Annotated in this window: 10 protein-coding genes and 1 pseudogene; 3 read left to right on the top strand and 8 right to left on the bottom strand. The window is 55.2% G+C overall.

All coding sequences use genetic code 11. The features are described from left to right. Window positions 1-553: 553 nt before the first annotated feature. The 3 genes from M1D68_RS21770 to M1D68_RS21780 all read left to right on the top strand — a co-directional run bounded on the left by M1D68_RS21770 (window position 554) and on the right by M1D68_RS21780 (window position 3,724). A complete protein-coding gene (locus M1D68_RS21770) occupies window positions 554-1,534 on the top strand; it encodes an integrase domain-containing protein (protein ID WP_457968296.1) in 981 nt (326 codons plus the stop codon). Then, the gene (locus M1D68_RS21775) at window positions 1,531-1,806 is read left to right on the top strand and encodes a hypothetical protein (RefSeq protein WP_457968298.1); all 276 of its coding nucleotides are present in this window, start codon (window positions 1,531-1,533) and stop codon (window positions 1,804-1,806) included. Before M1D68_RS21770 ends, M1D68_RS21775 begins: the two co-directional genes overlap by 4 nt. A 265-nt stretch (window positions 1,807-2,071) precedes the next feature. After that, complete coding sequence (locus M1D68_RS21780) at window positions 2,072-3,724, top strand: DUF6119 family protein (RefSeq protein ID WP_239692738.1); 1,653 nt, start codon at window positions 2,072-2,074, stop codon at window positions 3,722-3,724. 198 nt (window positions 3,725-3,922) lie between these two features. Here M1D68_RS21780 and M1D68_RS21785 read toward each other — a convergent pair whose 3' ends face one another. The 8 genes and pseudogenes from M1D68_RS21785 to M1D68_RS21820 form a co-directional block, all read right to left on the bottom strand. Then, entirely contained in the window at window positions 3,923-5,317 is a 1,395-nt protein-coding gene (locus tag M1D68_RS21785; protein ID WP_457968300.1) for an N-6 DNA methylase, read from the bottom strand. Window positions 5,318-5,322: 5 nt separating this feature from the next. Continuing rightward, window positions 5,323-5,778 carry a restriction endonuclease subunit S gene (locus M1D68_RS21790; protein ID WP_457968302.1) on the bottom strand — a complete coding sequence of 152 codons (456 nt, stop codon included), beginning with the start codon at window positions 5,776-5,778 and terminating at the stop codon, window positions 5,323-5,325. A gap of 97 nt (window positions 5,779-5,875) precedes the next feature. Next, on the bottom strand, window positions 5,876-6,088 hold the full coding sequence (locus M1D68_RS21795) for a hypothetical protein (RefSeq protein ID WP_457968303.1): 213 nt from the start codon (window positions 6,086-6,088) through the stop codon (window positions 5,876-5,878). A gap of 279 nt (window positions 6,089-6,367) precedes the next feature. Further along, window positions 6,368-9,556 carry a type I restriction endonuclease subunit R gene (locus M1D68_RS21800; RefSeq protein ID WP_457968305.1) on the bottom strand — a complete coding sequence of 1,063 codons (3,189 nt, stop codon included), beginning with the start codon at window positions 9,554-9,556 and terminating at the stop codon, window positions 6,368-6,370. Between the two features lie 278 nt (window positions 9,557-9,834). Continuing rightward, window positions 9,835-10,785 (bottom strand): GIY-YIG nuclease family protein, encoded by a 951-nt coding sequence (locus M1D68_RS21805; protein ID WP_457968307.1) that lies wholly within the window; start codon window positions 10,783-10,785, stop codon window positions 9,835-9,837. Continuing rightward, window positions 10,782-12,119: a restriction endonuclease subunit S gene (locus tag M1D68_RS21810; protein ID WP_457968309.1), complete on the bottom strand. Its 1,338-nt coding sequence runs from the start codon at window positions 12,117-12,119 to the stop codon at window positions 10,782-10,784. Before M1D68_RS21810 ends, M1D68_RS21805 begins: the two co-directional genes overlap by 4 nt. After that, window positions 12,116-14,035, bottom strand: a complete 1,920-nt coding sequence (locus M1D68_RS21815) for a type I restriction-modification system subunit M (RefSeq protein ID WP_457968310.1) — start codon at window positions 14,033-14,035, stop codon at window positions 12,116-12,118. The genes M1D68_RS21810 and M1D68_RS21815 overlap by 4 nt, the downstream gene beginning before the upstream one ends. Before the next feature lie 82 nt (window positions 14,036-14,117). Further along, window positions 14,118-14,252 (bottom strand): annotated as a pseudogene (locus M1D68_RS21820) (IS5/IS1182 family transposase); the annotation flags it as partial. Window positions 14,253-14,337: the final 85 nt, after the last annotated feature.

A 14,337-nucleotide genomic window follows, 5' to 3' on the forward strand; every position in this document is an offset into this window, starting at 1 on the left:
GCCTACTTCAGATCATGGCCCTCGTGCGCCAGACGACGCTTCCTACTTCGCTGCCCTGCAGCAACCTATCCGCTTGGCCGAATCTTGCGCCAACCTGCGCCCGTCTCTTTCTCCTGGAAAGAGACGGGCGCTCCCACCACTGCTGCAGCCCATATAGAACGGGGCTTTGCCGCAACCCTCCTCGTGACAATCGGCGTGACAAACGCTGATGTCACCAGCAACAGCGATGTAGATGATGGCGCCGCAGACCAGGAAATGGACTGCACCTGACTGACAGTCAGGCATGCCCCGGTCATCGCATTACTGCTTCCACCCGGCTCAGGATCTCGCGGCACCGGTCTCGTCAGCCAGTGCAGCCTCCACCCGCCCACCGGTATCGGTGCTCAGGAGGCCAGATCATGAGATGCCCTTGCTCCCGGTCGTAAGGAGCCGCCAGTCCCGCGTAGTGGACACCCCCCACAGGTCGCAGGGGCCTTGATCCCTGATAACACTCAGCATTCTTGGCGGGAAGACGTGGGGCGAGGACGGGAGAACGAAAAGTGAGGTGACCGACATGGCATTAGTGGGTAGGCGCGATGGTCGTAATTTCGGTTACGGCAGGCAGTTGAGCTATGCAGGACCGCAGGCGCTGAAAGATATGTTCGGCTGTGGCCACTACGGCACGGTTAAAGCGCACTGTGATCGGTGGCTGGCATTCGTGAAGTGGTGCCACTCCGAACAGGGGCCCGGTATCAATGATGCGCGGCAGATTGATCGGAAGGTGTTGGCCGACTATGCGGCGTATCTACGCGACGTGGTTGGGCGCGGTGACCTCGCCGTCAGTACCGCACAAAACCGGCTATCCAGCGTTAACAGGACCATGGCGGCGCTTCGCGGTGATCAGTACGTGAAGTTACCAAGCCCGAGCAAGGCGTTGGGTATGCAGCGCACCAGGGTTCGCCAGTCAGTGCCGCAAGGGCAGGATCGCGCGCAGGTGCAGCAGATTGTCGATGTGCTTTGTAATCGTGAACAGCTACGCGCGGGGGCGATGATTCAGATGGCACGTGCCACTGGGATGCGGTTGCGCGAAACAATATTGGCTGATTTGCCCAGATTGATCCGTGAGGCTGACAGGCTCGGCAAGATCATTATCCAGGAGGGCACGAAAGGCGGCCGAGGTGGTGCATCTGCCCCACGATGGATTGCAGTGGATCAACATATTCGGGATGCACTGAGGTTTGCGGCAAAGGTGTCGCCGAAAGGTAGCCGTAACATGATCGCGCCAAGCGAGAGCTATGCGAACGTGTTGCAACGAGTAGCCGGGGCATCGCGGGACGTCCTGCATAAAAACGCCCTGAAAGGATTTCATGAGTTGCGCGCGGCGTATGCCTGTGAGCGCTACGAGCAGATTACCCAGCATCCTGCACCGATTAATGGTGGTCATTGCTATGCCATCGATCCGCGCCTCGACCGTGAGGCTCGCATACAGATCAGCTATGAGCTAGGGCATGGCCGGATTGAGGTAGTCGCTGCCTACATCGGGGGACGGGTATGACCAAGGCGTTTGATATGGAGGTGTTCTTGGCTGCCGCGCTGACTGGGTCTCACGCGACGCGGCAGCGACACTTGCGCCAAGCGAAGATTATCCAGGCTGCAATCGTACAGCGATGGCAGCGCGAGTCGCCTTGGGAATGGAAACGGAAGCATCTAGCTTGGTTTCTCAAACATAGCCTGAAACATCGCGGTGAGGGCACACGATATTACTATCTGCTCACTGTTCGACTGATCAGTCGACGCCTAGAAACGTCATGGGTTTTCGATCTTTGAAAAGAAATAGGGCCTCCGCTGCGAGCGGCGGCCAGAATCGGCCAGGAGCCGTCACCGAGATGCGTGGATGAAGCGATTTAAGTTCTGCTCCGAAGGTCAAACTAGCTTTAACTTCGCTAGGAAGGCCAAGCCAATACTGACTGAATGGATACTCGACACGGAATTGAACAGTCGCGACGTAGATTGGACAGCTTGATGGCCTATTGCTACGCTAAATTGGTTCTCTGACATTGGCTGACACACAAGGAATAGTGCTTTGCCTAACGTGGAAAAAGTCAGGACGTTATCAATTCGGCTCCTACGCGAGGAGTTTGATATTGCGGAGGCGTTCAAGGACGAGTATTCGCCCGGTACTGGAAGAGTCCAGCTCAGGCGTAGCGACTGGCCGTTAGTGGAAGGTGGCGAGCTGTTTGTGGGCCAACTATTCACGAGCCGTCCAAGCTGGCTCGGGTTCTTGGAAGAGCAAGCTGGGCCTCAGCCTGAGAACCTGATTGCTAGCGGTGCCGGAGGCGTCCTGTTTTTGCCTACAGATGACCGCATTTTCGCCATCTGCTTCGGGCATATTCATTTTGCTCTTAATGACGAAGCATTCGAACGCCAGTTTGGCCTTAAGGTCACGCTTAACTCAGTGCCGCGTGATGGACTGCGGACGCTGGACCTGGCGACACCAGATGCCGTCACATTCCAGAAGCGAGTGCAGGCTAGCAAAGACAGTGATTTGCAGGACTTTGGAGTAGATGTTCTAAGAGACCTCGCGCGTGTAGCGGGTGGTACTCCCAGTGATGTGTCCTTCGCAAGATTTGCAGCCGGCCGTGACACTCTTTCGATTACGTGCAAACTAACGTCAGAGACTCTGGCGGATAAGTGCGAGCAGGTACTGGCTGTCTATCGAAGCGATACGTACAAGCAGCGATTCCCGTGGATCGACAACATGCAGGTTGTGCGGATAAAGGAGACTCTCGCTACCCTCGACGGCCACTTGTTCGAGGCAATTAACTCATTGCGAGCAGGGGATGAGAGTGAGCTCCATATGGCCCCCCCAGAGATTGTTGACTATGAGGAAGGCTGTCTCCTTCATTACAACGGCTTCGGCAGCAGTGGTACAGATTTTCACAGCCTGTCGATCGAAGACTATGTGGCGGAACTAAATCGCTGTGAGTTCGATGGTACGATTGATGACATCCGCGAGCGCCACTACATCAAAGCCAAGGCCCCAGATGCTGAGGTGTTCAAGGAGCAGTGGCGGGTATACCACTGCTTTACCTTCGAAACCAACCTCAGAGCGGATGATGAGGATCGCAGCTATGTGCTTTTCGCTGGGCACTGGTACAGCGTAGACCGCAATTTCAAACGACAGGTCGAAGCTCGTTTCCAGGCTATCCCTCGGGTAGATATCATAGGGCCGACCGAGTGTCGGAATGAGCGAGAGCTCATTGCAAATCTCGTTGAGCATCGTGAAGACCTACTATGCCTGGATCAGGTAAAAATCAATCCGCTGGGGGTACGCTATGCCAACATCGAACCGTGCGATTTTCTGTCCAGCGATAAACAGTTTATCCATCTGAAGGACGGCCACTCTTCGGGGCCAATAAGCCACCTTTGGTCACAAGGTGTGGTGAGCGCGGAGGCGCTTGTGAGCGATGCAGATTTTCGCAAGAAGCTTCGCAGCGTAGTGCGAGAGCTTCGTAACGAGGCTGTACGCCTCTTGCCTGCAATCAATGGTCGGGTCGTCCGAGCCGACTACACCGTCGTCTATGGCGTAATGCGCAAACCCTACAAGAATGGTGAACTCGATCTGCCTTTTTTCAGCAAGGTGAGTCTTCAGGCAGCCGTGGACCGCATTGATCAGCTCGATATTCCCGTCGCGCTGGAGATCATAGCCAAACCTGCCAACGAGCAAGACGAAGGAGAAGAGTAGAGATAGGGTAGAGCAGCAGGTCTGCAGGGCAAGCACACCGCGACAGATCCGCAATTGCTCTCTTCAGATTATTACCTGAAACCAAAGTTTCAAGTTGCTTGCTATAAATTGCCACTTTAAACCCACGGCAAACGTCGGGCCAGTAAAGTTCTCCTCGGCTCAACCACCGCGCTGCAAGCCAGAAACCCACGATTTAAACTAATCAATATTGTCCCGACTCAACAGCAATCTCATCTCTTGCTGCAATAGGCTTAGTTCGAACTGCAATTTCTCTTGTCGCTCCAATAGTGTAGCCATAGACTCTACTTCCTCTACAGCAGGAGGGGCAACATATCTAGAAACCGTCAAATTCCAGTCACTCCCTTCCAAATCCTTAACAGGAACGCAACAAGCAAGACCATTAATATTTTTTCGCTCTGCATACAATCTTGAAACTTTTTCTATCGCATCTTTCCCCAGACGATTCAGGCGTTGACTTCTCGAAAAAAAACTTGATCCATCAATAAATAGTACATCACTGAAGACCGAAGACTTCCTCATTATCAAGATATTCGCCGGTACGGCAGTACCATAAAATGACATTGGAGGAATTGAAATAATGGCATCCAGATTATTCTCTAACAGCATCTTCCTTCTGATCTCCCTCTCTACTCCCCCTCTGAATAAAACCCCCATAGGCACAACCATTGCTGCTCGACCATTCTCATTCAAACTGAAAAGGACATTCTGGATAAATGCAAAATCCGCATTAGCTTGAGGAGGCAACCCATAGCGCAGAAAGTCAACGGATCTTTCGCCATCCCAATGACGAAGCGAAAAAGGCGGATTTGCAAGAGCCAAGTCAAACCTTCCGTAAATTTTCTCTTCATAATCCATACGGGCTAGCGCATCACAAACTTCTATACTATCCACACTAACTCCGTGGACATAAGCATTTGCCATTGCTATAAAAGCTGTCTCAGCAGACCTTTCCTGCCCTAAAACATACAGCCAATTCCTTTCCGATGACTCCTTGACTTTATTGATAGCGCCTATCAAAAACTCTCCGGAGCCACATACCGGGTCATATAGCTTTTCTCCACTTTTAGGATCGAGAAGCTGGACCATCAAACTTACTATTCCGTCAGGAGTAAAGAAATACCCTCCCTTATTAGAATTTCGCTCAGCCAACTCTACCAAAAACCACTCAAAAAATGCGGCCAACCCACCTTCGTGATTACACTCATCAAAAGAAAAACACCTAAACTCATCCCAGAGCCTAACCAACTCACTCCTCTCCGACATATCAGAGCTGAGGACAGGATGTATTTCACCCCAAATATTTAGAATGGAGTCTGAGAAAAACGAACTTGATTTACTCTCAACTATCCGCGCAATAACCGATGCCAACGACTCCACATCGCTCAACTCATCCATATCTGAGTCTTTAACCAAGCCCTCTTTCGCTTGAATACTCCGTTCCTCATCAAGCGCTTTTTTGCAGACCATAAAGAGCAGCAAAACCTTTACTGCATCCAGATCCGTTCCGCTCAAGCGCATACGCTCAATACTTTCCAGCACAAACGCTTTCAAACCAAAAAACGAAATACCCATACCTATCAGTCTCCACCCAATATTTCGTGCGCAGCACTTGCCACCATATTCTCTCCATTAAAAATCAACTTACGCAACGTATCCCTCTGCGCACACCAATTATGATAAATATCAACGATTTGCTTTTGCCTTTTCGGGCTTGGAACTGGCACCGATATTTCAAGTAAATTCTTAACACTTATATTGGGTATGCTTGCGGAGGTTCGTATGGACTCAAGTAAAACACTACCCTTAGCTGAATTAAAAAACCAATGGAGGTAATCCAAACTCACCCCTCCATCCAGCCTCGGGCGAATTATGGCGACTTGGTTTGTTGTGGTGACATTACCGCTCTCCCCTCTAAACACCATGGCTTCAGTTCGCATACCTCTCAGCGGCAATAGCAAATCTCCGACCAGGAGCTTAACCTTCAATTTAGAGGGCTCGATATCAGCATAAGGGAGGGAATTTATATCATTCATTTCCCCCTCCCGGACGTCCTTTATCTGAATCAACCTAACGCCGCTTTCGGGGCTGTCTGTCTCCGCCCGCTCCCGAAAAGTCTGACCTAATGAGACATCAGCGATGTGAGAGAGTATTTTTTTCGCCACCATTGATTAACTTCCCATGTTCAAATTTTTTTATATCTACTTGCAGGTTTCTAATTTCACTGCCATCAGAATGTACCTGCCACGAACGATTGAAGCCGACCTCGATATTGGGGCTGAGAGCAAGGTAGACCACAAGGGAAAGATACGTCGGGGGTGCTAATTTCAATCGTTTTCGTTTCATTCTATCTCCTTGCGTGTCTGCCAATAGTCAATTCGATCCGTTGCAATCGCAGAATGCAATCATACTGCAGTCGACTTGGAGGCCATGCTAAGGGAATGCCAGTGAGCCGTCAATGCAGTATTGATGCATTCTGCATTTTTGTACGCAAAAAGGTCAGCATGAAGAGACAAGCCTTACGAGATGAAATGCACCCTACCTAATCCAGAGGGGCGTCCAGCGATTCGACAGCAAATAGCTTTCAAAGCCGCTTGCCCCTCAAGGTTGAGGACTAGCCGATCTCTACTTACTCGGCCTCGCTAGGTCAAAGAGCTCTGCCCCAGGATCTTTCTTTAACAGCTCGTACACCACCGTCAGGAACACCTCGCGTGTCGATTCATCGCTGAGCAGCTTGGTCGCCATACTAGTGTGGCTGCTCATGGCGGCAGCGATGGCAGAGATGGCTTTTGAAGGCAGGTCCGCCTTCATGGTCTGTTCCATCGTGTTGTTCTGCACTTGGGCCATCACCACGCGGTCAGCGCGCAGCTTCTCGGAAACGTGCACCGCGAAGGCCACCTGGTCAGTGTCGGTAATGTCCTTGCCGAAGGAGTTGTTGAGCTTCTCAATCAGCTCGGCAAGGTATTTTTTCTCGCGGTCGCGGGCGTCGCGCAGGCCGTTATCGGTCATACCATAGAGACCAGGTGTTTCACCCAGCACGGCGACGCCACTGAGGTTGCTGCCCTTCTTGATCTTGTAGTGGCTGAGCTTGAGGTCACCCAGATCCACCTGTTCGGCAGTGATGCCTTTGAGCCGTTTACGCAGCAGACGTGCATAGCTGGCAAAGGCCTCCAGGCTGGGGTCGCCGAAGTCGATCAACTGGGCGATGTACTCATAGCTGCGAACGAATTTGGTCAGGCTCTCGCTGAAGATCATCAGCTCGTCCCGCGCCTTGCAGTACTCCGCACGCTGCACGTCGGCGTACTCCATGTCATTGTCGCAGCCCTCGTCATGGGCCTTCTCCCAGGCTTTTTCCCACTGGTCGATGGCATCGTTGAGCGTCTTCAACTTTCCGTTGAAGCGGTCGGTGGCTGACTGAGTAAGCGAGAACAGCTTCTGGTGCGTCACCTTCGGATCGACGATGGCATCACCGAAAGCCTCCACCTCAGCCTGCTCATAGATGAACATGCCATCCAAGCGCTGCTTGATGTCATAGACGATGTTCGGATCCTGGATGTCCGCCACCTGGGCATCACGATAGAAGGTCTTGAATGACGCTAGTATCTCGTCGGCCTTGTTAGCGAAGTCGATGACGAACGTCTTGTCCTTCCCGGGGAAGGTACGGTTCAGACGCGAGAGGGTCTGCACGGCCTCCACACCGGATATTTTTTTGTCCAGGTACATGGCAACCAGCTTGGGCTGGTCGAAGCCGGTCTGGTACTTGTTGGCGACGATCATCACCCGGTAGTCCAGAGTGTCGAACACCTTGCGCATATCGCGGCCATGCAGGCCGGGGTTCAGGTTGGTTTCACTGAATTGGTGATCCTTGGGCAGGCTGGCCGCTTCCACATCCGTATTAGGCACCTCACCTGAGAAGGCCACCATCGCCAGCACGTTGTCATAGCCCTTGCGCTTGCAGTAGTCCTCCAGCGCCAGGTGGTACTTCACCGCTGCAGCACGCGAGCTGGTCACCACCATGGCCTTGGCCTGGCCACCGAGCAGGTGCGCGACGTTCTTGCGGAAGTGCTCGACGATCAGCTCGACCTTCTGTCCCACATTCACCGGGTTTAGCGACAGCCATTTGGCCAGTTTGCGCCCGGCGCTCTTCTCGTCCACGCGCTTGTCATCGACCATCTCGCTGCCAATTTTGAACGCCACCTCGTAGCTGGTGTAGTTCTTCAGCACATCGAGGATGAAGCCTTCGTCGATCGCCTGCTGCATGGTGTAGAGGTGGAACGGTGCCGGCGGGTTGTCGGTGCTGACGGGCTGCGCCGGATTGCGCGGGCGGCCGAACAGGCTCAGCGTCGAATGCTTGGGCGTGGCGGTGAAGGCGAAGTAGCTGGCATTGCCTGGGCGCGAGCGCGAGCTCTGCCACACGGACAACCGCTCCGCCTTGGAGAGTTTTTCCCACTCCGCCTCGCTCTGCCCGGTCAGTACATAGCGTAGGTCATCCGCCGTGCTGCCCCCGGTGGAGCTGTGCGCCTCGTCGATGATGATAGCGAAACGCCGATCGCGCAGGCTCTGCTCGCCGAGGATGGCCTTCTGCGCATAGGGGAACGTCTGTAGGGTACAGACGATAATCGGCACACCATCGAGCATGGCCTTGGCCAACTGCTGGCTCTTGGGCAGATTCGACTGTTGGCGGTCTATGGCGCATACCACGCCGGCCTGGTGCTCGATCTGCTGGATGGCATCCTGCAACTGCTGGTCCAGCACTTGGCGGTCGGTCACCACTATCACACTGTGGAAATACGGCTCACCATCCGGACGGCGCACACGAATCAGCGAATGCGCGGTCCAGGCGATGGTATTGGTCTTGCCCGAGCCGGCGCTGTGCTGGATCAGGTACGGTTGCCCTGCCCCTTCTACCCGCACCGCGTCGATCATCCTGGTCACGCCTTCCCACTGATGGAAGCGCGGGAAGATCAGGCCCTCCTTGAAGTAGGTTTTGCCGTTGACGTCCTGGGCCTCCTTACGCTCCTGCAGCACGAAGCGGTGGAAGATGTGCAGCCAGTTGTCCTTTTGCAGCACCCGCTCCCAGAAGTAGCTCACCGGGTAGCTACCGTTGTCACCCGGTGGGTTGCCGGCGGCGCCATCGTTGCCCCGGTTGAATGGCAGGAAGAAGGTCGAGTCGCCGGCCAGCTTGGAGGTCATGCGTATGTCGCTATCGCTCATGGCGAAATGCACCACCGCACCACGCTTGAAAGTGAGCAGCGGCTCCAGGCCACCGCTCTTGCGCTCAGGTCGGCGGTCCATGCAGTACTGCTGCATGGCGGCGTCAACTGACTGGGTGAAGTCGGTCTTCAACTCCACCGTGGCAACCGGAATGCCGTTGATGAAGAATGCCAGATCGATCTCGTCGGCTTTGTCCAACGAGTAACGCAGCTGCGGCACTACACGCAGACGGTTCGCCGCATAGCGGACAGTCACCGTGTCGTTGCGCTCATCTTCGGGCAGCGTCTGGCTCATGGCTAAGGTTCCGCCGCCGGCCACGGCAAAGCCGTAACGCAGCACATTCACGGTGCCGCCTTCGACCTTGTTCTCCAGTTGCCTGACCAGTCGGTCCAGCACCAAATCGCGCGCGCCTACACCATTCATTGCTAGGATCTTAGCCATAGCCTGCGGCTGACTGTCCTCCAGCCAACCCAGCACATCGTCAGGGACTAGCGCCCGCCCTTGGTCATAGTCTGCAGACTTACCCACCAGCCAGCCGGCAGTTTCAAGCTGCTCGACGATATGGCGTTCCAATTCACACTCGTGGTGGATATGACTCATCGTTTCGTCCTTCAACGTCGCGGCCTTCCCTGGGAACGGCCCATCAAATAATGCTTATCGAGCGAAGCCTGTGATACAGCTGTGGCACACCCACTCGCCGCCGTCGTAGATGCCGCTAATCATGCCGGCACGCTGATAGCACGCCGTTCTTGCTCCACGTAGAGGAACAGCAGGTCTAAGCATCCTGTCCTTGGGCAAGATGGGAAGTATCGCGCAGCGGAAGGTCAATCGTGCCGATGTTCCCGCAGCTCAGGTTCAACCGCTGCGGCTGCTCGATCTTATTCACTAAGCAACTCATTATCGGGCTTTATTCCAATATCACTCAGTTGGCGGTCCTGCCAGGCGGCATAAGTTTCGCCACTACCCTCGACCAACCAAGAGGTTCGACCACTGGCTGCACGACCATACACAACTGCTGCTGCGGCACTTGGGCTGCTGAAGGCATAGTCGTCCTTGAACATTAGGTACTCACTTCCGTCACTGATCATGACACCGTCACTCACTAACTGCTGGTAAAGGTTACGATAGTTGTGATCCGCCGTTCCTACCCACTGAGCTCGAGCTCGAGACCCTTTCAATACAAAGAAATCACCATCAACCTCTTGCGCTTGCGCGCGCTCCTTGCTCTTTGGGAGTTGTAATGCAAAACGTGGGGACTGACTAATCGGTTGCTCGACTGGTGCCGTAACAAGCTTGGAGGGTTTGATCAGCTCGCGCAGAAATTCGAAGCCCAGCACAGGAAGCACGATGCGGATCTGTTCGAGAAAAAACGCCATGTCAGCACGATCCGACTCAGGCAAGTTGGTGTAGCTATGCGCTGTGCCATTGCCTACTACACAACGACCAGCTTGACTGGCGATCTGGATAAGTTGGCTCTCCAAGTATTTAGCATGAGCCTTGGTCAGGTTCTGGTCCTTGCTGGTAATCAGACACACACGCTCCCAGAAGTCCTTGCCACCCTGCTCTTGCGGACGGTTATGTTGCTTCAGACGCTGGGCCACATCATCAGACTCCCCGATATACACCCGCGTACGCAGGCTGTCGTCCGGGTCGGGGCCGACAAGAAAGTACACGCCGGTGCGTGCGCATTCGGGACGCTGCACCAGCTCGGCCAATTTGGAGCGTGGGCCCGTCAGCACATGGCCGGTCCAGTTCATTATCTCGGCGGTGAGCAGGCCGTTGGGCGTGCCATCCACCAGAAATAGACGCAGGCTGCGGCCCTGGCTCATACGGTCTCCCTCAGGTCGATCTGGCCTGTGACAGCCGCGGTGATTAGGGCTGAGCGGCGCTCTTTCAGCAGTTTGATGCTACGCTCGGTTTTTTCACGCAGATGTTCTATCCGCGTCGTAGCTGCCAAGACCCGGCTGATGATTTCAACCTGTTCATCCGCGTCGGGAACTGCGACAAGCAAGTCCAGAATGACAGACTGGGCAATATTGACCATGGATGAGCTAGCCCCAGTGGCCTCAATCTCCACGGCTCTGCGCCCATACACAGTGACTAACGCGGCAAGAAAGTCCGGCGTTACACGTTCACTGCATCCAACCCGGTAGAGCTTGTCGCACAGCATAAGGTACGGGTAGTCATGAGGAACGACAGCACAACTGCCGACTAGCTCCCGAGTGTTAGCGCGTGAGATCAAAACATCGCCTGCCCTCAGGCTGAGCTCTGGCCGTGGCTCCATTTGGGTAGGTAGCGCTTTGCTTTCTTCGGGGCGGAATACGCCGCCATTCACACAACCTACCTTCACAACGCCCCATTCCCCCTCTTCTGGAATACGAGCTTCGCACTCGGGACTCCACCCTTGGCCAATACTGCTTATCAGCCGTTTGAGGGGGAGCATTTTCCAATGCTCGGGCACCTCTCCCAGCCACTCAACACCTGAGTCTTTCATCCTAACGTTGGGGTCGAGGCCCTTGGTGACGGCATGGGTGATCAGGGCTTGGCGCTTTTCGGACAGCAGTTCGATAAAGCGGGTTTTCTTTTCAATCAGCGCATCGATGCGGACGGTTTCGTGGTCAAGGTGAGTAATTATTGCCGCTTGCTCCGATAGCTCCTGGGGGCACGGAATTAATAGGTTACGGATCTTATCGCCGCTTATGTTTGGCTGACCTGCACCAGTAGCCAGACCTACTAGCTCAGTCCGAAATCCCTCAAACCAATTACGCAGGAAGGAAGTCAGCACACTCTCACTAGGGTGAATGGCGAAGCATGCCTGATTCAAGGTGGCCTCAACCCCTAGTACACCAAGCCGTCCAACTGTCGCGCCATACATAGCGATCACCAGCGAGCCTGCCGGATGGAGCTTCAGCGCCGAGTTGTTTTTGAGCGCATCATGAGTGACGCGTTTCTCGGTAGTAAACACGGCGTTCTCCCTGAGCTCTCCGGTTGTAACCCAAGGGAGTCCCTCAGTAGAGTACTCATTCTCACTAGAAGGCGTAGTGCCACTACCGTAGCCTGAAATCCAATAAAGAAGCTTCTTCGTGACCCAATGATCCGGCACCCGCCCCAACCACTCCACCCCGGAGTCCTTATAAGCCGGATAAGGCTTGTAATGGCTCATGCTGTTACCTCCCCCAACAACGCGGCGATCTCGGCCTCTACGGCCTTGAGGTCAGCATCGATCTCGGCCAACGCACGCGGCGGCTGGTAGACGTAGAAGTAACGGTTGAAGTTGATCTCGTAGCCGACGATGCCGACCTGGCCGTCCTTCGCATCCGTCTTGCCGGTATCGATCCAGGCATCCGGCACATGGGGCAGCACTTCGCGGGCGAAGTAGCCGGCGATGCTCTGGCTGAGCGGTACGTTTTCAAACTCGCGCAGGTCGGAGTCGGCCTGCAGATTGCCCTTGTCGTCCAGCACCGGCTGAGCATTGGCGTCGCGCTCACCGAAGCAGGCCAATGCGGCTTTCAACGCGCCCTTGCCGAGCTTCTTGATACCGGCGGCCTGGAGAAAGGCCGCCAGGCTGTCGAATTCACCCTGCACGCCGGCAAAGGCTTCATTCTTATCAGCGCCCTTGGTGCTCTGATAGGCGGCGAGCTTGTCCGGGGTGGCCGAGAAGCGCAGGCGCAGTGGGCGCTCGACGGTGATGCGGCGGTAGCCAAAGTCCGTGTTGGCGAAGATCTTCGAATTCGGGCCCTCCTCAAACGCGTCGTGAAGCTTGGCGACTTCGGCGATCTGCTTGTCCGACAGGTATTTTCGCTTGCTGCCCAGGCTCTTGCGCATCGGCGCGTGCATGGCAGTGGCGTCAATCAACTGCACTTTGCCCTTGCGGAGGGCGTCCTTGTGGTTGGACAACACCCAGATATATGTGCCAATACCGGTGTTGTAGAACAGATCTGTCGGCAGGGCGATGATTGCCTCCAGCCAGTCGTTCTCCAGAATCCAGCGGCGAATCTCCGACTCGCCCGAACCAGCGCCACCGTTGAACAGCGGCGAGCCGGACAGCACGATGCCGATGCGGCTGCCGCCCAACTCAAGCGGTTTGCGCTTGGACAGCAGGTGCATGAGGAACAGCAGCGAACCATCACCCACGCGCGGCAGGCCGGCGCCGAAGCGGCCGGCGAAACCTTGCTGGCTGTGCTCGGCCTGCACCTGCTTCTGGACGTTCTCCCACTTCACGCCGAACGGCGGGTTGGCCAGGCAGTAGTCGAACTGCTCATGGCGCAGGTGATCGTCGGATAGGGTGTTGCCGAGCTTGATGTTACGGGTGTCGTAGCCCTGGATCAGCTTGTCCGCCACAGAGATGGCGTAGGTTTCCGGGTTTAGCTCCTGGGCGTAGGGCACCAGGCGGGCATTGGGGTTCCACTCGTAGACCTGCTCGATGGCCGAAGACAGAAAGCCGCCCGTGCCGGCGGCGCAGTCGTAAACGGTGCGCACCACACCATCGCCGTTGAGTGCCTGATGATCCGGCGCAAACACCAGGGTGGTGGCCAGGCGCACCACATCGCGCGGGGTAAAGTACTGCCCGGCATCATCGTTGGATGACTCGGCAAACTTGCGGATCAGGTGCTCGAAGACTAGCCCCATTTCGTGATTGCTAATCTTGTCCGGGTGCAAATCGACTGCTGCAAACTTCTGCGTAACCAGGTACAGCAGGTTGGCTTTCTCCAGCTTCTCCAGCCACCGGTCAAAGGCGAAATGCTCGAACACCTGGCGGGCGTTGGCGGAGAACTTGGCGATGTAGTCTTCCAGGTTGGCGCGGGTGCTGGTGGAGCCCACGCTGTCCAGGGAAAACTGCGAGACGTTGTAGAAGGTTGCGCCAGCCGTCGTCGGCAAGATCAGGTCCATGTCCACGCCACTGGCCTTCATCGCCTCATACTGGCTGCGTACCTTGCCGCGGGTGGGTTCCAACACACATTCCAGACGACGCAGCACGGTGAACGGAAGGATGATGCGGCCGTACTCGGAGGGCTTGAAGGCTCCCAGAAGCAGATCTGCGATATTCCAGATGAAGGGGGCCAGGGTCTGCTGGTTCACGCGCACGTTCCTTACACAGAAGCAGGGAGGGCGTGCTCGCCGCATCCCTGTGAGGTATATGTGATCAATGCCACACCTTAACCGGTTGGATAGCTTCGAGCCAGTATCGAAATACGGCTAAGGTGCTGATTTCATTCATCTCGGCCAGGAAACGCTCACGGCACGTTTGCTTACGCTTACAGACGTACTCCAAATCTGAAAAGCTCACCCGACTCACCGGGTGGCTACTATTGAGAGTTAATGGAGGGCAACTCGGCACCTACCGTCCTCTCGCGTCATCAACGCGATCCTTGCGTTATTCC

It is taken from the genome of Pseudomonas sp. R4-84 (assembly GCF_054130985.1).

Excerpts from the sequence above, each read along its gene's own strand:
- M1D68_RS21770 (WP_457968296.1), top strand. The coding sequence starts at position 554 with ATGGCATTAGTGGGTAGGCGCGATGGTCGTAATTTCGGTTACGGCAGG.
- M1D68_RS21775 (WP_457968298.1), top strand. The coding sequence starts at position 1,531 with ATGACCAAGGCGTTTGATATGGAGGTGTTCTTGGCTGCCGCGCTGACT.
- M1D68_RS21785 (WP_457968300.1), bottom strand. The coding sequence starts at position 5,317 with ATGGGTATTTCGTTTTTTGGTTTGAAAGCGTTTGTGCTGGAAAGTATT.
- M1D68_RS21790 (WP_457968302.1), bottom strand. The coding sequence starts at position 5,778 with ATGAATGATATAAATTCCCTCCCTTATGCTGATATCGAGCCCTCTAAA.
- M1D68_RS21795 (WP_457968303.1), bottom strand. The coding sequence starts at position 6,088 with ATGAAACGAAAACGATTGAAATTAGCACCCCCGACGTATCTTTCCCTT.
- M1D68_RS21800 (WP_457968305.1), bottom strand. The coding sequence starts at position 9,556 with ATGAGTCATATCCACCACGAGTGTGAATTGGAACGCCATATCGTCGAG.
- M1D68_RS21805 (WP_457968307.1), bottom strand. The coding sequence starts at position 10,785 with ATGAGCCAGGGCCGCAGCCTGCGTCTATTTCTGGTGGATGGCACGCCC.
- M1D68_RS21810 (WP_457968309.1), bottom strand. The coding sequence starts at position 12,119 with ATGAGCCATTACAAGCCTTATCCGGCTTATAAGGACTCCGGGGTGGAG.